The sequence below is a fragment of the Xanthomonas citri pv. mangiferaeindicae genome, assembly GCA_002240395.1.
In the GTDB taxonomy this organism is placed as follows: Bacteria; Pseudomonadota; Gammaproteobacteria; order Xanthomonadales; family Xanthomonadaceae; genus Luteimonas; species Luteimonas citri_A.
In genome coordinates this window covers 327,482-344,719 of the sequence record CP016836.1, presented here as the reverse complement: position 1 = coordinate 344,719, position 17,238 = coordinate 327,482, and the positions used below count along the sequence as shown (strand labels likewise).

Here is a 17,238-nt window from a genome sequence, read left to right as displayed (position 1 = left end):
CGAACGTCCTCAGTCGCGTCCGGGCGTGCCGGCCAGATCGGTGGCGTCGGTCGATTCGGTGCGGGCCTGTGCGATGCCGCCTTCTTGCAGGCGCTCCATGCCCTTCACGACAAGGCGCTGTCCAGGCTGCAGCCCGTCGGCGATCCGGTAGCGGCCCTCGATGCGTTCGCCGAGGGTGACGGGCAGCAGGCGTGCATGATTCGAGGCATCGAGCACCCACACGCTGGCGCGTTCCCCGGCCCTGACGATGGCCTCTTCGGGGGCAGTCAGCGCCGTGGGGTACTGGGCATCGACCATCCGTGCCTGCACAAACATGCCGGGCAACAAGGTACGCGCCGGGTTCTCGACCTCGATGCGCAGCAACACATCGCCTGTGCCGGCATCCACGCGCGTGCCCGAGAACAGCAGCCGGCCATGCAGGCCGGTCGGCTGTCCGTCTACCAGGATCTCGATATCGGAGGGGTCGCTTGCATCCAGGCGCCGGCGGAGCGCCGCGCCATGTCCCGCCGGCTGGCGGACATCCACATAGACCCGGTCGATCTGCTGGATTGTGGCCATGGGCGTGCTGTCGCCCGCGGTGACCAGCGCGCCTTCGGAGACCAGGGCCTGGTCGATGCGGCCGGGGATCGGGGCACTGACCCGCGAGAACCCCAGATCCACGAGCCGCCGCGCCAGGCTCGCTTCGGCCTGTGCGACATCGGCCTGGGCCTGGTCGCGCTGCGCGACCACGTCGTCGTACATCTGGCGGCTGACCACCTGGTCGCGTGCGAGGGTCGCCAGGCGTTCGCTGTGCACGCGCGTGCGCCTGGCTTCGGCCTGGGCACGGCGCAAGCTGGCGCGCGCGGTGTCGACATCCGCCCGGAGTGGGGCGGGGGCGATCTGGAACAGCGGCGTGCCGGCCTCGACTTCCGCGCCCTGCTCGAACAGGCGCCGTTGCACGATGCCGCCGACCTGCGGCCTGATCTCGGCCGTCCGCAGCGCGGTCACCCGTCCCGGGAGGTCCACACGGACGACCACCGGGGTCGGGGCGAGGGTCTCGACGGTGACACTAGGCGGTGGCGACGCGCCGTCGGCGTCGCGCTGCGCGCTGCACGCCACGAGCAACACGACCGACGCGGCCAACGGGAGGGTGCGTCGAAGGCAACGGAAGGGGGACATGGACCGCAACTCCTGCACGCGGGGCCGATCCGGGACGGTCGGCCGCTCGAGGCTGCGCAGTCTGGTCGGCAGGCGTTGGGATTGAGTGCCGTCTGTATGGAGATAAGATGGACGCCGCGTCCCGTTCAGTCCCCGGAAACCCGATGCCATCCCGCGGTCCCAGCGTCCCGGCCGAATCCCTCGTGCTGATCGCCGAGGACGAGCCGGACATCGGCGAGATCCTGGCGGCCTATCTGCGCCGAAGCGGCCTGCGCAGCGTGCGCGCTTTCGATGGCGCCGATGCGCTGGCCAAGCACCGGACCCACCGGCCCGATCTCGTGCTGCTCGATGTGCAGATGCCGGTGCTCGATGGCTGGCAGGTGCTCAGGGAGATCCGTCACCGCGGCCATACCCCGGTGATCATGCTCACCGCGATGGACCAGGATGTGGACAAGCTGACCGGGCTGCGGATCGGCGCGGACGACTACGTGGTCAAGCCGTTCAATCCGGCCGAGGTGGTCGCCCGCGTGGAGGCGGTGTTGCGGCGGACCCGGGTGTCGGTGGCCGATGCTGCACCGACCTTGCGGGCGGGACCGATCGAGATCGATGCCGACCGTCACGCGGTGACGCTGCATCTCGAGGACGGCCTGCACGCGATCGATCTGACCCTCACCGAGTTCAAGCTGCTCGCGCATCTGCTGCGCGCGCCCGAGCGGGTCTGCAGCCGCGCCGAACTGCTGGCAGCGTGCCTGCCGGAGGGCGACACGCTGGAGCGGACCGTGGACAGCCATGTCAGCAAGCTGCGGCGCAAGCTCGAGGCAGCCGGTCTGCAGGGCGTGCCGGAGAGCGTACGCGGCGTGGGCTATCGCGTCGGCCGGGTCGCATGACGCGCGCTTCGGGGTTGCGGTCACAGATCGCGACATCGCTGGCGGTGATGTCGCTCGGGCTGATGGTGCTCTCCTTCGTCGGGTCCTATGCCTTCTACGCATGGGCGTCGGCCTACGCGCCGGCAATGCTCTCGCAGAGCTGGGTGCCATCGGGCGCCGAGTTGGCCTGGATCGTGATGACCGTGGTCGCGGCCGTGGTCATTTCGGTCTGGGTCGCGATCCGACTCTCGCGGCGCATCCTCAACCCCTTGAATGCAGCGGCCCACGGCCTGCGCGACATCGCGCAAGGCAACCTGCACATCCGGGTCGCGCTCGATGCACGCGCCACCGGGGAGACGGCGCAACTGGCGCAGGACGTCAATGCACTGGCCGAGCGACTGCAGGACGCCATGCGGGAACAGACGTTCTGGAACGCCGCGGTCGCCCACGAACTGCGCACGCCGGTCACGATCCTGCGTGGGCGCCTGCAAGGCCTGGTCGACGGAGTGTTTGCGCCCGAGCCGGCGGTGTTCGCGGGCCTACTCAAGCAGGCCGAGAGCCTGTCGCGGCTGGTCGAGGATCTGCGCGTGCTCAGTCTGCAGGACAGTGGGCATTTCGAGATCGACTTGGTGGCGGTCGATCTCGCCCAGGAGCTGCACGGGGTCGCCGAGTCGGTCTCCGACCGCCTCGCCGCGGCCGGGTTCGACTTGCGCGTGGAGACCAGCGTGCCGCCGCGGGTGACGTGCGACCCGGCACGCATCCGGCAGGCACTCACCGCGCTGCTGGACAACGCGCTCAAGCATGCGACGCCCGGCCCGCTGCTGCTGTATGGCCGCGTCGCCGACGATGAAGCTTGCGTTGGCGTCGTGGATAGTGGCCCCGGGGTGCCGGAGGCGCTGCGGCAGCACGTGTTCGACGCGTTCCGGCGTGGCGATCCGTCACGATCGCGCGCCGGTGGCGGGTCGGGACTCGGACTTGCGGTCGTGCGGACGATCGCGATCGCGCATGGCGGCCACGCAGGGTGCCGCTCAGCCCCGGAGCGCGGCAGCGATGTCTTTCTTGCATGGCCGGTGACCGATGCGCGGCAGACGCGTGTGGACGGCAGGCTGCCGCCGCCCGCCCTTGCCGGAGACGCGCAATGATCCAGCTCATGCTGGTGTTTCTCGGCGGCGGCCTGGGCGCGGCGTTGCGTCACGGCGTCAACATGCTGGCGCTGCGTGCCGGCACGACGTTTCCCTACGGCACGCTGTGCATCAACGTCGTCGGCTCGCTGCTGATGGGGGTGGTCGTGGCCTGGTTCGCCGCGCGCAGTGGCCTGTCGCCATCGCTGCGGTTGTTCCTGATGACCGGCGTGTTGGGCGGCTTCACGACGTTCTCGGCGTTCTCGCTGGAGGCGGCGCTGCTCTATGAGCGTGGGCAACCAGGCCTGGCAGCCATCTATGTGCTGGCGTCGGTCGTCCTGTCGATCGGCGGGCTGTTCGCGGGGATGGCGCTGGTGCGGGCGGCGCTATAGGCCCCGTCAACACAATTGATATGTCGCATATGTTTGACATTCTGTAAGCCTGGCGTACGATCCCGGTATGGGCGCGATCCATGAACTCGGGCAGGCGATGCGGATGCGGCGGGCCGAAATGGGCCTGAGCCAGGCGCAGGTGGCCGCGCTGAGCGGGCTTTCCCGGCAGACTGTGAACCAATTGGAAACGGGCGCGGTGCCGGACCTCGGGCTCAACAAGGCCGAACGGCTCGCCACGCTGCTTGGATTGGCGTTGCGGGTCGATGTCGGTCGCGCAGGACCACCCCGTCCCCAGAGGATGACGCCTTTGATGCGGGCAGCGGCCACGGCGAGTGTGAGCTACAAGACGCCGATCACTGCAGCCAAGCTCAAGCGCATGCTGGTGACGGGACGGGTTGTTGAGGACTATGCCCCGCATCTGCACGCGTTTCTCGACGAGGCGCCGGTGTCGTTGCTGGCATCGGTTGCCGATCAACTGCATGACCAGGTCGGCCTCGACCGCGGTGCTGTCTGGAAGACCTATCGACGGTTGGCGCACGAAGTGAAGAGTCAGCGCGAGATCTGGGCGTGAGTGCGGTCGATCTGGAGCGCCCCGGCCTCTGGCACGATCTGTTCGTCTCTGCACTCGAGCTGATGGCCCACTTGGAACAGCAGGTCCCAGGCGCCATCTGGACGTTCGGCGGTGGCACCGTGTTGATGTTGCGTATCGCCCATCGGCAGAGCAAGGACATCGATCTCTTCGTTCCCGATCCCCAGTACCTGGGTTACGTGAATCCGCGTCTGAGCGAGGTGGCCGAGAAGGTCAGCGCCGATTACGAGGAAGCGGCCGAGTACCTGAAGCTGTTTCTGCCGGGGGGCGAAATCGATGTGGTCGTTGGCGCTTCATTGACGGCTGCGCCCTACGAGATGGCGTCGTATCGAGGCAGAGCGATCAGGGTCGAAACCTCGGCGGAGATCATCGCCAAGAAAATGTGGCATCGCGGCAACCGTGCAAAGGCGCGGGACCTGTTCGATCTGTGCGCAGTGGCCGAGGCGCAGCCGGATCAGATCGAACTGGCAGTGCCCTTCATGCGCAAGCATGGCGCGGCCTTCCTCCGAGGGCTCGGCGAGCGGCGGGATGCGCTGCGACGCGAGTTCGCGCAGATCGACACCATCGGTCCTGAGCTGGATTTCGAGCATTGCGTGGCGCAAGCGGAGGCGATGATTCGCCCGTTGCTCGCTGAGGATGTGGAACGTCCATAAGGGCGTGGTGCGCCCATCGCATGTCCGACACGACCGGTCAGTCTTTTTCGCGCGTCGCATCGCGCGGGAGCCGGCTTGCCTTCTCGTACAGCGCGTTGGCTTGCGCGTCGTCGCCCTTGGCCGCGTACGCCTCGGCAAGGCTGTCCCAGGCGTTGGCCGACATCGGGAACAGCTCGGTGTTCAGTGCGAACACGTGCAGTGCGGGATCGATGCCGAAGTTGTCGCGGACGGCATAGCCGGTGGCATTGACGGTGCGCTCGAACGCGCTGTCGTCGAGCGGGCTGGCGGCGCGGATCGTGCGCGCGCGTGCGTGCAGGTCGTCGTCTTGGCCCGTGTCGAGGGCGAGGCTGCGTAACGTCTCGGCCAGGGCTTCGGCGGGGAAGCGTTCGGGCGCCATCGCGGCCTGGATGCTGTCCACCAGTGTGCGCGACCAGACGTTGCGGGCGCTGCCGTTGGTCAGATAGATAACGGTGTCGACGTCGCCGTCCGCGGCGCCCTCGAACAGTACGCGCACGCGGACCCGCGTGCCGCCATCGTGACCGACCTGGCGGTCGACGCCGTTGTCGCCGTACTCCCATCCGGCCGCGAACCAGCCGCGCTGGCCGTCGGGCAGGGTGCGCGGCTGCCACAGGGCCTGCAGCGTCGTCCGGCCGACGAACTCGCCGGCGGTCATGGCCTGCAGGAAGCGGGCGAGATCGTCGAGCGTGGTGTAGAGCGCGGCATGACCGAGCGCGTCGTCGGGCCAGGCGAGGTCGGGGTCGGGCACGAGCCGGCCGTCCCGGCCGGTGTAGGCGGTTGCGACGCCGTGCTTGGGCAACGCGGCCGGTCCGAGCCAGGTATGGCGCAATTGCAGTGGTCGCAGAATGCGGTCTTCGACGAGTTGTGGATAGGGCTTGCCGCCGTCTGCTGCGAGCAGCGCCGACAGGACGAGGTAGTTGGTCTGCGTGTAGCGCGTGCGGGTGCCCGGTGTGAACTGGAGTGGAGTCTGCGCGAGGGCGGCGAAGACGGCGCGCGCATCCGCCGGAAGCGGCGCAGCCGGCGTGCCGTCCTGCGGGGCCTCGAAATACTCGGGCAGGCCGGAGGTGTGGTCCAGGAGGTCGCGCAGGCGGATGCGCTGCCAGTGCGCCGGCAGGCCGGGCAGGGTCGCGCCGATCGGGCCGTCCAGAGTCAGCGCGCCCTGCTCGATGCGCTGCACCGCCAGCGTGCTGGCGAACAGCTTGGCCAGCGAGTAGACAGGGAATACGGTGGTCTCGATGACCGGGGTGTGGGTGGCGATGTCGGCCTCGCCATCCGCGCCGCGGAACAGCACCTGGCCGTTGCGCGCGACCAGCACGGCCTGGCCGGCGATGCCGTAGCGCTGTCGGTTGGTTTCCAGTTGCTTGGTCATGGCATCGGCGCGCGCGTCATCGGCGGATGCGCTGCACGGGAGCAGCAGAGCCAGGAGGAGCCAGGCGGGCAGGATGTGTCTGGGGAGCATGGTGGTACGCCTCTCGCGCTGCGGATCGGCCCTCCCCAGACCCAGTGGGTCGGGGAGGTCGGCGCCAAGTGGTCAGGTCAGCGGACGAAGAAGGCGGTCCGTGCCACGCCGGCATTGTTGCTCGGTGCCATCCAGGCGCGGATCTCCAGTTCGTACAGGCCCGCGGCCTGGGTCGGCAGTTCGCCGACGAACAGCGCCTGGGTCGGGTCGAAAGCAAGTCGATGCCGAGTCGGGGGCCCGCCGTCGATGCGCAGGTAGGCATCCACTTCGGTGTCGCCCGCCCGCCAGGGGCCGTCCTCGGACATCGGGCAGCCGCACAGCAGGGTTACGCCTGCCCGCAGGGGAACGGTCTGGCCTGCTTGCACCCACTGGTAGGCGAGTGGACTGGCGAGGTCGACGATCAAGCCGGGCAGTTCCATCCGCCAGCCATCGCCCGCGGTGAGGTGATGTCCGGGCAGCAGCCACTGCGTGCTGGTCGCCGTGGTGGTGGCCTGGGGTTGGCTGAGCGGACCGGTCACGCTCAGGGTCACCTGACGCGGGCGGTCGAGGTCGAGCGAAGTGCGGAATGCGGCAGTCGCCTCGTTCGCCAGTGCAGCGCCGTGGACGTGGGCGGTGTTCATGATCGTTTGGGTGTCGCCGGTGGTCCCCGAGGTCAGCCCGCGCGCGAGGACCTCGCCGGTCTCCGCATCGGTCAGAGTCACGCGGACCGGGGCACTGTAGCCGCCCATGAACTTGGCGCCGCGTGCCATGACGCGGACCTCGACATCCGTTCTTTCGGCCAGGGCCTGGCTGAATGGAGTGACGAGGGCCGGCAGTCCACACAGGGCGGCGAGCAGGTAAAGGCGCATTGACAGGATCCTGAAGACAAAGGGGAGGACGCGGCCGGGGCGGGCCCGTGGCGCCGCTCGGACAAGCCTAGGGCGTTCTGCCAAAATGCCCCAATGACATGTCGTGACATTCGCTGACAGGCCGATGACGCGGCGCGTCGACCGGGCCGGGAGAACCACGATGCTGCGCTTCGACGCCTTCGGGCTGGACCCTGCGACCCTCCAGATCTTCCGAGGCGAACAGCCGCTCGACACCCCGCCCCAGGCCGTGGAGGTGCTGGCGTATCTGATCGAATGCCGGGACCGGGTGGTGCCCCGGCGAGAACTGCTCGACCGGTTCTGGCCGCGCGCGGGCACCGGCGGGGATGCCGCGCTCAATACCTGCATCCGGCGCATTCGCGCGCTGCTGGACGACGATGCGGACGCGCCGCGCTACATCCAGACCCGCCCGCGCGCGGGCTATCGTTTCATCGGCACCCTGGCCGGCGATGCGCAGGGCGCCGTCGCCAGCCCGCCACCGCGTCGCCACCGGCAGCTCGGGCTCGCGTCCGGCGTCCTCGCCGTCGTGGCGCTCGCGGTCGGCGGTGCAAGCTGGGGATATCGAGCGCTGGCGCTGGCACCGCCGCCTCACCGCATCGCCGTCGAGCCGGTGCAGGGCCTGTGCGAGTACGTGATGTTCCCCCAGTTCAATGCCGGACTGCGCGAAAGTCTGGTTGCACAGCTCAGCGGCAGCCTGCCGACCGGCTACCACATGGCCACCGAGGGGGCGCCTGCTGACCTGCATGCGCGCGTCAGCGTTCGACAGACGCCCCAGCAGACAGTGGCGGTCGTGACGCTGATAGACGACGCCGAGGGGCATCTGGTGTGGTCTGGCGAGTTTGCGGCCGACACCGACACAGAGGATTACGTGCCGCTGCAGCGCGCGCTGGCGGCGCAGATGGCGACAGGGTTGGTGCGAGCGCTCGAGTGAGCGATATGCGTGGAGTCAGGGCGCCCCGTCCCCCAGGGGCGCGCTTGCGTGGCCGTTGCGCCGTGGCTGGGAGCGGCCGGACCGATGCCACCAGCGTCGGTCCGCGTCGGGTCGTGACTCGCCCCGATGCGGACCGTCCGATGCTCGCCGTCAGAGCGCCTGCCCGCCCGAGACCTCGATGCGCTGACCGGTGACCCAGCGGTTGGCGTCGCCGAGCAGGCTGGCGATCATCGGGCCGATGTCGTCGGGCACGCCGACGCGGCCAAGGGCGGTGATGCCGGCGAGGTGTTCGTTGACCTGCGGGTTGTCGCGCACGACACCGCCGCCGAAATCGGTCTCGATGGCGCCGGGCGCCACGGTGTTGACGGCGATGCCGCGAGGGCCCAGTTCCTTGGCCAGGTATCGGCTCAGCACTTCGACTGCACCCTTGGCCGCCGCGTAGGCGGCGTAGCCGGGGTAGGCGAAGCGGGTCAGGCCACTGGACAGATTGACGATCCGGCCGCCATCGGCGATCAGCGGCAGCAGCGCCTGGGTCAGAAAGAACGCGCCCTTGAAGTGCACATCGACGAGGCGGTCGAACTGCGCCTGGGTGGTCTCGCCGAACGGGGCGGTGTCGCCGTGGCCGGCATTGTTGACCAGGTGGTCGACGGTCTCGCGCTGCCAGGTCTCGCGCAGCGCGGCGCGCAGGGTCTCGGCGAAGGCCGGGAAGCTGGCGGCGTCGCCGACGTCGAGTTGGAACGCGCGGGCCTTGCGGCCGAGCGCTTCGATATCGGCGACGACGGCCTGGGCGTCGGCTTCGCCGCTGCGGTAGGTCAACACGACGTCGCCGCCGGCACGCGCGACGGCGAGGGCAGTATTGCGGCCGAGGCCGCGGCTGGCACCGGTGATCAGGGTGATGCGGGACATGGGGAATCCTGGTGTGCGTGGCGGGGGAGCCACTATCGCGCCGCGTCGGCCACCGCGGTTGCCGGAAGCTCGGCGATGCTTGCCTGATCCTCCAGCCGTCTGTCCGGCGTTGGTCCGGGAAGCGTAGGCTGGCGCCATGACCGCATTGCTCGATCTGGTCCGCCGCCATGCGGACGCCCACGCACCAGGCGGCGGCATTGCCGCGACCCCGATCCCCGGACTGTCGACGGTGCACGCGCTGGCACCGAGCGGGCTGGCCCACGACATCCAGCGTCCGCTGGCCTGCCTGGTGCTGCAGGGCGCCAAGGAGGTGACGATGGGGACGCGCACGTTCGCGTTCGCCGCCGGCGACACACTGGTGATCGCGGCTGATCTGCCGACGCAGAGCCGGATCGTGCAGGCCAGCGCCGCGGCGCCGTACTGCTCGCTGGTGATGGAGATCGATCCGGCCGTGGTGGCCGATCTGGTCGCCGACATGGATGCCGCGCCGGATCCGGGCGCAGCGCCGATCGGGGTGGAGCCGACCGATGCCGAGCTCGCCGAGGCGGCGCTGCAGTTGATGCGGCTGCTCGCCCGCCCGGCGGCGCTGCCGGTGCTGCAGGCCCAGCATGTGCGCGAGATGCATTACTGGCTGTTGGCCGGGCGGCATGGGGCGGCGATCCGGCGGCTGGCATGGCCCAGTGGCAGTGCGCAGCGAGTGGCGCGTGCGGTGGCGGCATTGCGTGCCGGCTACGACCGGCCGTTGCCGGTGGAGCGGCTGGCGGCGATGTCCGACATGAGCGTGTCGGCGTTCCATGCGCATTTCCGCGCGGCGACGTCGCTCACGCCGTTGCAGTTCCAGAAGCGGCTGCGGCTGATCGAAGCGCGTCGCCGCATGCTGGCCGAGGGCGTTCCCGCGGGCATCGCCGCGCATGGTGTGGGCTATGCGAGCGTGCCGCAGTTCACCCGCGAGTACGCGCGGATGTTTGGCCAGCCACCGGTGCGCGAGATCGACGCGGCGCGACAACGGGCGCAACTGCGATGAGCACGGGCGCTGGCGTGCGGGTGTTGCTGGTCGGTGCGACGGGCCTGGTCGGGCGCCATGTGCTGGCCCAGGCCTTGGCCGACCCGCGTGTGGCGGCGGTGATCGCGCCGGTACGCGGCCACCTGCCAGCGCACCCGAAACTGCAGGCGCCGCAGGTGGACTTCGAGCGCCTGCCCGACGATGCCCCGTGGTGGCGAGTCGATGCGGTGATCTGCACGCTGGGCACGACGATCCGCAAGGCCGGTTCGCAGGCGGTCTTCTACCGGGTCGACCACGACTATCCGCTGGGGGTGGCGCGCCTGGCGCAGGCACATGGCGCGCGGGCGTTTGCGTTGAATTCGGCGCTGGGCGCCGATCCGGCGTCGCGCGTGTTCTACAACCGGGTCAAGGGCGAACTGGAACGCGACCTGTCGGCACTCGGCTTCGAGTCGCTGACCTTCGTGCGGCCTGGGCTCATCGGCGGGACGCGCGACGAATTCCGGCTGGGCGAGCGGGTGGCCGGCGTCGTGCTCGGCGCACTCGGTCCGCTGCTGCCACCGCGCTGGCGCATCAACACGGCACCGCGGATCGCGGCTGCGCTGCTGGACGCCGTGATTGACGCCTCGCCGGGTGTGCATGTCGTGGGCTCGGAACGGCTGGGCTGAGCGGCGCGTAGGCCGCACCGTGGCGTGCCCCCACCCCAGCCCTCCCCCGCAAGCGGGGGAGGGAGCACGATGCGCAGAGCCATCTTCCCGTAGGTGGGGAGGGAGCACGATGCGCAGAGCCATCTCCCCGCAGGTGGGGAGGGAGCACGCGATGCGCAGAGCCATCTCCCCGCAGGTGGGGAGGAAGCACGATGCGCAGAGCCATCTCCCCGCAGTTGGGGAGGGAGCACGTGATGCGCAGAGCCATCTCCCGCAGGTGGGGAGGGAGTACGCGATGCGCAGAGCCCTCCCCCGCTTGCGGGGGAGGGTTGGGTGGGGGCCGGCTTGTGGGGAAACGCTCGCAGCACCGCGTGCCTAGCGCGTGAACCCTGGCCCAATTGTCTGCACGCGCACGCGCGCGAGGATGTCGTCGGAGGTCATGTACAGCGTGCGGCCGTCATCGCCGAAGGTGCAGTTGGAGATCGCGCCGCCGGTCTCGATGCGGCCCAGCCGGGTGCCGTCGGGCGCGAACACCAGCACGCCGCCAGGGCCGGTCGCGAACACCGTACCGTCGGCGGCGACGGTCATGCCGTCGGGCAGCCCGGGCGCGTCATCGGCCATCAGGTCGCTGGCGTCGGCGAACACGCGGCGCCCGGACACCGTGCCGTCCGCGTCCAGCGCGTAGGCGTACCAGAGCGGGGCCTCGGGATCTGAGCTGGCGACATACAGGGTGCGTTCGTCGGGCGAGAGCGCAATGCCGTTGGGGAAGGGCACGGTGGCGTCGAGCAGATGCAGGCCACCGTCGGGCGCGATGCGGTAGACGCCGTTGAAATCGAGTGCCTTGGAGGGCGAATCGTTCATGCCCACCAGGCCGTAGGGCGGGTCGGTGAAGAACACGCTGCCGTCGCTGCGCCGGGCGATGTCGTTCGGGCTGTTCAGGCGCTTGCCGTCGAAGCGTTCGGCAAGCGGGGTCTTGCGCCGGGTCACGAGGTCCAAGCGTGCGACCAGCCGATTGCCCGAGTCGGCCAGCAGCACGCTGCCGCCGGGCTCGGCCAGCAAGCCGTTGGCGCCGGCCTCGCGCAGTTCGCCGGTGTCGGGACCGTCGTAGCCGGACGGTTCGAGGTACACCGAGACACCATCGGCCTCGGACCAGCGGTGCATGCGGTTCTCGGGCACGTCAGTGAACAGCAGATAGCCGCCGTCGGCGATCCATGTCGGCCCCTCGGACCAGGTGAAACCATCGGCGAGGCGCTCGATGCGCGCATCCGCCGCGACGACCGCATCGAAATCGGCGTGCCAGCGGGTCAATCGACCGAGCGTCGACGCCCCATCGGTGTCGGCATCGGCGGATGGCGTCGGCGCCGCGCAGGCGGCGAGCAGGGGAGGACAAGCAGCAGCGCAGGCCATCGCATCGGTGTGCGGTCTCCGATTGGGGCCTGACAGCATGCAACGTCCGGCGCGCAGTGGCGAATCGCCGATGCGCGGGCAGCCTTTCGAATGCAGCATGAAGCGAATCCTGCCCGCAGCCTGCTGCGCGCCGTCGGGCGATGGCGGCCCTGGAACGGACATGCGAAGCTTCACCGCTCGTGGCCGGTCCCCGCCGTGCCGACCACCGCACAGGACTCGTGTGAAGACCCCCCAAGGCCTGCAGGCACTGATCGACGATGGCGTGATCGACGCCGTCGTACGCCCGCTCAAGAGCGGCAAGGAAGCTGCGGTGTACGTCGTGCGCAGCGGCGACGAGGTGCGTTGCGCGAAGGTCTACAAGGACATGGCGCAGCGCAGTTTCCAGCAGCGCGTGCAATACCAGGAAGGTCGCAAGGTGCGCGGCAGCCGCGAGGCGCGCGCGATCGGCAAGGCCAGCAAGTACGGGCGCAAGCAGCAGGAAACCGCCTGGAAGAACACCGAGGTCGACGCGCTGTACCAACTGCGCGCCGCCGGCGTGCGCGTGCCCGAGCCGTTCGGCTACCTGCACGGCGTGCTGGTGATGGAACTGGTGACCGATGCCGACGGCTTCTCGGCACCCAGGCTGGGCGAAGTCGCGCTCGACGCCGAGCAGGCCCGCGACTATCACCGCGCGCTGGTGCGCGAAGTGGTGCGGATGCTGTGCTGCGGACTGATCCACGGCGACCTGTCGCCGTACAACGTGCTGGTCGATGCGCACGGGCCGGTGGTGATCGATTTCCCGCAGGTGGTCAGCGCGGCGGGCAACAACGCCGCACGCACAATGCTGCTGCGCGACGTCAACAACCTCACCGCGTACCTCGGGCGCTCGGCGCCCGAACTGCTCGATACCTGGTACGGCGAGGAGATGTGGGCGCTGTTCGAGGCCGGTGCGCTGGCCCCCGATACCGTGTTGACCGGGCGTTTCACGCCGCCGGCCGGTGCGGTGGATGTCGACGGCGTGCGCGATGCGATCGAGGACGCCCGGCAGGAAGCGCTGATCCGTCAGCAGGGCCGAGAAGCCGCGGACGCGAACGACTAGGCCGCAGCCTCAGAACTTCTCGCCGACCGGCAGGTAGCGCCAGGCGCCGGGCGGCATCGCCCCGTCCGGGCCTTTGCCCAGCGCGATGCGACCGATGCGCAGGCGGCGGATCGACACCACGTCCAGGCCGACCTGCGCGCACATCGCGCGCAACTGGCCATTGCGCACGCCCTTGATCGCAAAGCGCAGCCGGGTCTCGTTCTGCCAGCTGACCTTGCAGGCAGGCAGTGTGCGACCGTCGATCTGGATGCCGTGCGCGAGCTGGCCCAGGCCGTAAGGCCCCAGCGTGCCGGCGACCTCGACGATGTACTCGTGCTCGATCTGGTCGGCGTCCTCGGTCAGCCGGCGCCAGACCCGGCCATCCTGGGTCAGCACCATCAGCCCGCTGGCCTCGGTGTCGAGCGGCACCAAGGGCGTCAGACGATGAAAATGGCGCTGGAGCAGGCGTACACCGCTCGGGTCGTCGGCCCAGCGCGCGTCGGGCGTCGCCAGCGCGACGGCCGGTCGTGGTCCGTCGATCGCATCGATGCCGGCCGGCTTGTGCAGCAGCAGCGTGGCCGGCTCCACCGCTTCCACGCGGGCCGCCGGGTCGAGCACGACATGCTCGACGGTGACGCGATGTTGCGGCGCCTCGACCACGACGCCGTCCACCGACACCCAGCCGTTGCGGATGACCTGTTCGGCCTCGCTGCGGGACAGCGTGAACAGCTCGGCGACGCGATGGGCGAGACGGACGGGATCAGGCATGGTGGGTGTCGGGATCGGGGGCCGGGCAGTGTAGCGGCCGGCGCGCCGCGGACTAGCCTTGGCCGCGCCCGGTGTCACCGCGCCCGACGCAGCAGACACGCCCGAAGGCGACACTCGCCGTCTAGCGCGCCGCCAGCCGCATGCGCAGGTCTTCGACCTGGGCCGCGTCGAGTGCCCGCTTGGGAATCAACTGAAAATTGTTGTCGGTGAGGAACAGCACGAACAGGTCCGGGCTTTCCTGCCAGGCCACGTAGCTGCCCCATGCCACCCGGCTCTCGACACCGCCCTGGCGCGCCCGATAGCCGGCCTCGTCCCAGTGCGCGACGACCGGCTCGCGCACCAGTGCCTCGCGCCCGAAGCGCTGGCGCACGGCCAGTGGGGCGAGCAGCAGCGGCAGGCCGAACGCGAAACCCAGGATCGTCGCCGCTGCGACGAGCGCGATCCACGGCAGATCGCCGGCGAGCTCGGACCACGGAATGCCGAGGATCCGCGCAAGCCCGCTCACCACGAGCGTTCCGACCAGCCACAGCAGCGTCAGGCGCCAGCGGGTGCGCCGGTCGCGCATCGCGCGCAGCAGTTGGACGCGCGCACCGCGCCGGTGGTCGCGCTCGTCGAGCGTGAAAGTCGTGCTGCGATCCATGGCCTGCTTGGAAGGGGCTGGGCGCCCGATGCTAGCGCGTCGTCGTCTCTGGCACCGCCAGCACCGCGTCGAGCGCGGGTTTGGGCCGACGATCGCGGTCGAACAACAGTGGATAGTTGGTGCGGTTGGGCACGGGGTAGTCGTTCTTCCACGACATACCGTCGTGCACCCCCCAGACGGTGACGCGGTCGATGACGTCGCGCTTGCGATGGAACAGCGCGAACAGCTCGGCATAGCGTTGCGCGAGCTGACGCTCGACATCGGCAGGCAGACCATCGGGGTAGGGGTCGAGGTAGCGCTCGAACTCTTCCAGCTGGAACTGCGGGTGCGTCAGCCCGGTGCCGATCACCTGGCCCTCGCGCGTGAGCGGCAGCACGTCGATGTCGAGCTCGGTGATCATGACCTTGACCCCGAGCGCGGCGTAGGCGTCGATCGAGGCTTCGATGTCCTCCAGCGACGGGTAGTGCAGCCCCCAGTGTGCCTGCATGCCGACGCCGTCGATGCGGATGCCGGCATCCTGCAACATCGTCACCAGGAGCACGATGCCGGCGCGCTTGGTCGGGCGCCAGGTGTTGAAATCGTTGTAGTAGAGCTCGGCGTCGGGGGCGGCGCGCGCCGCGGCGGCGAAGGCTTCGCGCACGACGGTGTCGCCGTCGCCAAGCGCACGTGTCCAGACAGTGTCGCGATACGCACCGTCCTCGCCGACGATCTCGTTGACGACATCCCAGGCGTGCACGCGTCCCACATAGCGGCCGGCGACCGTGGCGACGTAGTCGCGCAGGCGCGATGCCATCGCGTCGGGCGCGAGCGGGGCGCCGGCGGCGTCCTGGAAGAACCAGTCGGGCGTCTGGTTGTGCCAGACCAGGGTGTGGCCGACGATGAACTGGCCGTGGCGCTGGCCGAAGTCGACGAAGGCGTCGGCCGCGGCGAAATCCCAGGTATCCGGCGCGGGATGCAGCACCTCGGCCTTCATGACGTTCTCGGCGGTGATCGCATCGAAGTGCAGCGGCACCAGGGCCTGCGAGCGCGCGTCGCGGCCGGCGACGATGTCGTCGTTGATCGCGGTGCCGATCCGGAATGCGCCGGCATAGGCGCTTTTGAGCGTGGCCGGCGGCTGCGCCTGTAGCGGTGCGGCCGTCGCGGCCTGCGCGGTGGAGGGTGGCAGGGCGAGGGCGGCGGCCGATAACACGAGCAGCGCGGTCGTCAGGCGCAGGCGGCAGGGCGTGGATACGGGCATGCGATCTCCGGCAGGTTGGCAGGACATGGCGCGACGCGTCACAGCCGATACGCCTGTTTGGGCAGGCGATAGGCGAGATCGACCGCGACCTCGGCCGCCGCGTCTTCGTCCAGACGGTGCTCGGCGACCAGTTTGGCCAGGAACGCGCAGTCCACCCGGCGGGCGACATCGTGGCGGGCCGGGATCGACAGAAACGCGCGGGTGTCGTCGTTGAAGCCGACGGTGTTGTAGAAGCCTGCGCTGCTGAGCGTCTGTTCGCGGAAGCGCCACATGCCCTCCGGAGCATCGTGGAACCACCACGCCGGGCCCAGCGACAGGCACGGCCAGTGGCCGGCCAGCGGCGCGAGCTCGCGTGCGTAGGTGCTCTCGTCGAGCGTGAACAGGATCAGCCGGAAGTCGGGTGCGTTGCCGGCGACGTCGAGCAGCGGCTTGAGCGCGCGCACGTACTCGGTGCGCAAGGGAATGTCGGCGCCCTTGTCACGGCCATAGCCCTCGAACAGGGCGCGGTTGTGGTTACGGAAGCACCCTGGATGGATCTGCATGACCAGGCCGTCGTCCAGACTCATGCGTGCCATCTCGGTCAGCATCTGTGCGCGGAACAGTTCGGCCTGTGCCGGCGTGGCTTCGCCGCGGACGACGGTTTCGAACAGGCGGCGCGCCTCGCCCAGCGGCAGGTCGGCGGTCGCACAGCTCGGGTGGCCGTGGTCGGTCGAGGTCGCCCCCATGCCGGCGAAGAACGCCCGGCGCGTGCGGTGGGCGCGCAGGTAACCGGCCCAATCGCGCACGTCCTCGCCGGTCAGTGCGCCGAAGCGCGCCAGTGCGTCGTGGAACTGTTCGTGCTCCGGGTCGATCACCGCGTCCGGGCGATAGGCGGTGATCACGCGGCCAGTCCAGCCGCTGGCACGGATCGCGGCATGATGGTCGAGCGGGTCGAGCGGAGACTCCGTGGTCGCGATGACCTCGATGCCGAAACGTTCGAACAGTGCGCGCGGCCTGAACGCCGGCGTCGCCAGCGCGTCGGTGATGGTGTCGTAGTAGAGATCAGCGGTCGCCTCGGATAGCCGCACGCGCAGGCCGAAGACCTCGAAGAAGACATGATCGAGCCACAGCGCGGACGGCGTGCCGCGGAACAGGTGGAAGCGCTCGGCGAGCAGGCGCCAGGCGGCGCGCGGGTCGACCGCTGCGCGCGAGCCGTCGGCACGCGGAATGCCGAGCGCGTCGAGGTCCACGCCCTGGCTGTGGAGCATCCGGAACACGTAGTGATCGGGCACCAGCAACAGTTCGGTCGCATTGTCGAAGGGCGCGTCGGTCGCGAACCACGCCGGATCGGTGTGGCCGTGCGGGCTGACGATCGGCAGCCCGGCGATCTGTGCGTACAGCCGACGCGCGATCGCACGCTGGGTCGGCTCCGGCGAGAACAGGCGATCGGGATGAAGGGCGAGTGGGGGATGGGCCGTCATGGAAGGTCTTCTTCGAAGGGGGGCAGCCGCGCGTCTGCGCGCGAGCGGACGTTTGAGGACTGCGTCAGTCGTCCACGTGTGGGC

General features: G+C 69.7%; 18 protein-coding genes. 9 read left to right on the top strand and 9 right to left on the bottom strand.

The annotated features are described in order from the left end of the window. Positions 1 to 9 precede the first annotated feature (9 nt). Positions 10 to 1,167, bottom strand: a complete 1,158-nt coding sequence (locus BEN78_01540; protein ASR44832.1) for an efflux transporter periplasmic adaptor subunit — start codon at positions 1,165 to 1,167, stop codon at positions 10 to 12. A 134-nt stretch (positions 1,168 to 1,301) separates the two neighbouring features. Between BEN78_01540 and BEN78_01535 the strand changes: the two genes are divergently transcribed. The 5 genes from BEN78_01535 to BEN78_01515 all read left to right on the top strand — a co-directional run bounded on the left by BEN78_01535 (position 1,302) and on the right by BEN78_01515 (position 4,758). Continuing rightward, positions 1,302 to 2,024: a DNA-binding response regulator gene (locus BEN78_01535; protein ASR42282.1), complete on the top strand. Its 723-nt coding sequence runs from the start codon at positions 1,302 to 1,304 to the stop codon at positions 2,022 to 2,024. Further along, on the top strand, positions 2,021 to 3,145 hold the full coding sequence (locus tag BEN78_01530) for a two-component sensor histidine kinase (protein ID ASR42281.1): 1,125 nt from the start codon (positions 2,021 to 2,023) through the stop codon (positions 3,143 to 3,145). The genes BEN78_01535 and BEN78_01530 overlap by 4 nt, the downstream gene beginning before the upstream one ends. Then, positions 3,142 to 3,516: a protein CrcB gene (locus BEN78_01525; GenBank protein ID ASR42280.1), complete on the top strand. Its 375-nt coding sequence runs from the start codon at positions 3,142 to 3,144 to the stop codon at positions 3,514 to 3,516. Before BEN78_01530 ends, BEN78_01525 begins: the two co-directional genes overlap by 4 nt. A 67-nt stretch (positions 3,517 to 3,583) precedes the next feature. After that, positions 3,584 to 4,087, top strand: a complete 504-nt coding sequence (locus BEN78_01520; GenBank protein ID ASR42279.1) for a hypothetical protein — start codon at positions 3,584 to 3,586, stop codon at positions 4,085 to 4,087. Next, on the top strand, positions 4,084 to 4,758 hold the full coding sequence (locus BEN78_01515) for a hypothetical protein (GenBank protein ID ASR42278.1): 675 nt from the start codon (positions 4,084 to 4,086) through the stop codon (positions 4,756 to 4,758). The genes BEN78_01520 and BEN78_01515 overlap by 4 nt, the downstream gene beginning before the upstream one ends. A gap of 37 nt (positions 4,759 to 4,795) precedes the next feature. Here BEN78_01515 and BEN78_01510 read toward each other — a convergent pair whose 3' ends face one another. Then, entirely contained in the window at positions 4,796 to 6,235 is a 1,440-nt protein-coding gene (locus BEN78_01510) for a hypothetical protein (GenBank protein ASR42277.1), read from the bottom strand. Between the two features lie 77 nt (positions 6,236 to 6,312). Then, entirely contained in the window at positions 6,313 to 7,071 is a 759-nt protein-coding gene (locus tag BEN78_01505) for a hypothetical protein (GenBank protein ASR44831.1), read from the bottom strand. A 136-nt stretch (positions 7,072 to 7,207) separates the two neighbouring features. On the opposite strand from BEN78_01505, the gene BEN78_01500 reads away from it, so the two are divergent. After that, on the top strand, positions 7,208 to 8,032 hold the full coding sequence (locus BEN78_01500) for a hypothetical protein (GenBank protein ASR42276.1): 825 nt from the start codon (positions 7,208 to 7,210) through the stop codon (positions 8,030 to 8,032). Positions 8,033 to 8,182: 150 nt separating this feature from the next. Here the strand turns inward: BEN78_01500 and BEN78_01495 are convergent, their stop codons facing one another. Continuing rightward, a complete protein-coding gene (locus BEN78_01495; GenBank protein ASR42275.1) occupies positions 8,183 to 8,938 on the bottom strand; it encodes a 3-oxoacyl-ACP reductase in 756 nt (251 codons plus the stop codon). Between the two features lie 136 nt (positions 8,939 to 9,074). Between BEN78_01495 and BEN78_01490 the strand changes: the two genes are divergently transcribed. Next, the gene (locus BEN78_01490; protein ID ASR42274.1) at positions 9,075 to 9,962 is read left to right on the top strand and encodes an AraC family transcriptional regulator; all 888 of its coding nucleotides are present in this window, start codon (positions 9,075 to 9,077) and stop codon (positions 9,960 to 9,962) included. A gap of 14 nt (positions 9,963 to 9,976) precedes the next feature. Next, the gene (locus BEN78_01485; GenBank protein ASR44830.1) at positions 9,977 to 10,606 is read left to right on the top strand and encodes an NAD-dependent dehydratase; all 630 of its coding nucleotides are present in this window, start codon (positions 9,977 to 9,979) and stop codon (positions 10,604 to 10,606) included. Positions 10,607 to 10,960: 354 nt separating this feature from the next. Here BEN78_01485 and BEN78_01480 read toward each other — a convergent pair whose 3' ends face one another. Next, the gene (locus tag BEN78_01480; GenBank protein ASR44829.1) at positions 10,961 to 11,992 is read right to left on the bottom strand and encodes a gluconolactonase; all 1,032 of its coding nucleotides are present in this window, start codon (positions 11,990 to 11,992) and stop codon (positions 10,961 to 10,963) included. Between the two features lie 220 nt (positions 11,993 to 12,212). Here BEN78_01480 and BEN78_01475 point away from each other — a divergent pair, with 220 nt between their 5' ends. After that, the gene (locus tag BEN78_01475) at positions 12,213 to 13,070 is read left to right on the top strand and encodes a kinase (protein ASR42273.1); all 858 of its coding nucleotides are present in this window, start codon (positions 12,213 to 12,215) and stop codon (positions 13,068 to 13,070) included. Positions 13,071 to 13,079: 9 nt separating this feature from the next. Here BEN78_01475 and BEN78_01470 read toward each other — a convergent pair whose 3' ends face one another. From BEN78_01470 to BEN78_01455, 4 genes are all read right to left on the bottom strand, one after another. Then, the gene (locus BEN78_01470; GenBank protein ASR42272.1) at positions 13,080 to 13,817 is read right to left on the bottom strand and encodes an RNA-binding protein; all 738 of its coding nucleotides are present in this window, start codon (positions 13,815 to 13,817) and stop codon (positions 13,080 to 13,082) included. Between the two features lie 121 nt (positions 13,818 to 13,938). Next, a complete protein-coding gene (locus BEN78_01465; protein ASR42271.1) occupies positions 13,939 to 14,457 on the bottom strand; it encodes a hypothetical protein in 519 nt (172 codons plus the stop codon). Positions 14,458 to 14,488: 31 nt separating this feature from the next. Further along, complete coding sequence (locus BEN78_01460) at positions 14,489 to 15,694, bottom strand: endo-1,4-beta-xylanase (protein ASR42270.1); 1,206 nt, start codon at positions 15,692 to 15,694, stop codon at positions 14,489 to 14,491. A 38-nt stretch (positions 15,695 to 15,732) separates the two neighbouring features. Then, positions 15,733 to 17,154 carry a glucuronate isomerase gene (locus BEN78_01455; GenBank protein ASR42269.1) on the bottom strand — a complete coding sequence of 474 codons (1,422 nt, stop codon included), beginning with the start codon at positions 17,152 to 17,154 and terminating at the stop codon, positions 15,733 to 15,735. Positions 17,155 to 17,238: the final 84 nt, after the last annotated feature.

Coding starts and splice junctions, on each gene's coding strand:
- BEN78_01535 (ASR42282.1), top strand. CDS start 1,302: ATGCCATCCCGCGGTCCCAGCGTCCCGGCCGAATCCCTCGTGCTGATC.
- BEN78_01530 (ASR42281.1), top strand. CDS start 2,021: ATGACGCGCGCTTCGGGGTTGCGGTCACAGATCGCGACATCGCTGGCG.
- BEN78_01525 (ASR42280.1), top strand. CDS start 3,142: ATGATCCAGCTCATGCTGGTGTTTCTCGGCGGCGGCCTGGGCGCGGCG.
- BEN78_01520 (ASR42279.1), top strand. CDS start 3,584: ATGGGCGCGATCCATGAACTCGGGCAGGCGATGCGGATGCGGCGGGCC.
- BEN78_01510 (ASR42277.1), bottom strand. CDS start 6,235: ATGCTCCCCAGACACATCCTGCCCGCCTGGCTCCTCCTGGCTCTGCTG.
- BEN78_01500 (ASR42276.1), top strand. CDS start 7,208: ATGACGCGGCGCGTCGACCGGGCCGGGAGAACCACGATGCTGCGCTTC.
- BEN78_01495 (ASR42275.1), bottom strand. CDS start 8,938: ATGTCCCGCATCACCCTGATCACCGGTGCCAGCCGCGGCCTCGGCCGC.
- BEN78_01490 (ASR42274.1), top strand. CDS start 9,075: ATGACCGCATTGCTCGATCTGGTCCGCCGCCATGCGGACGCCCACGCA.
- BEN78_01480 (ASR44829.1), bottom strand. CDS start 11,992: ATGGCCTGCGCTGCTGCTTGTCCTCCCCTGCTCGCCGCCTGCGCGGCG.
- BEN78_01470 (ASR42272.1), bottom strand. CDS start 13,817: ATGCCTGATCCCGTCCGTCTCGCCCATCGCGTCGCCGAGCTGTTCACG.
- BEN78_01465 (ASR42271.1), bottom strand. CDS start 14,457: ATGGATCGCAGCACGACTTTCACGCTCGACGAGCGCGACCACCGGCGC.
- BEN78_01460 (ASR42270.1), bottom strand. CDS start 15,694: ATGCCCGTATCCACGCCCTGCCGCCTGCGCCTGACGACCGCGCTGCTC.
- BEN78_01455 (ASR42269.1), bottom strand. CDS start 17,154: ATGACGGCCCATCCCCCACTCGCCCTTCATCCCGATCGCCTGTTCTCG.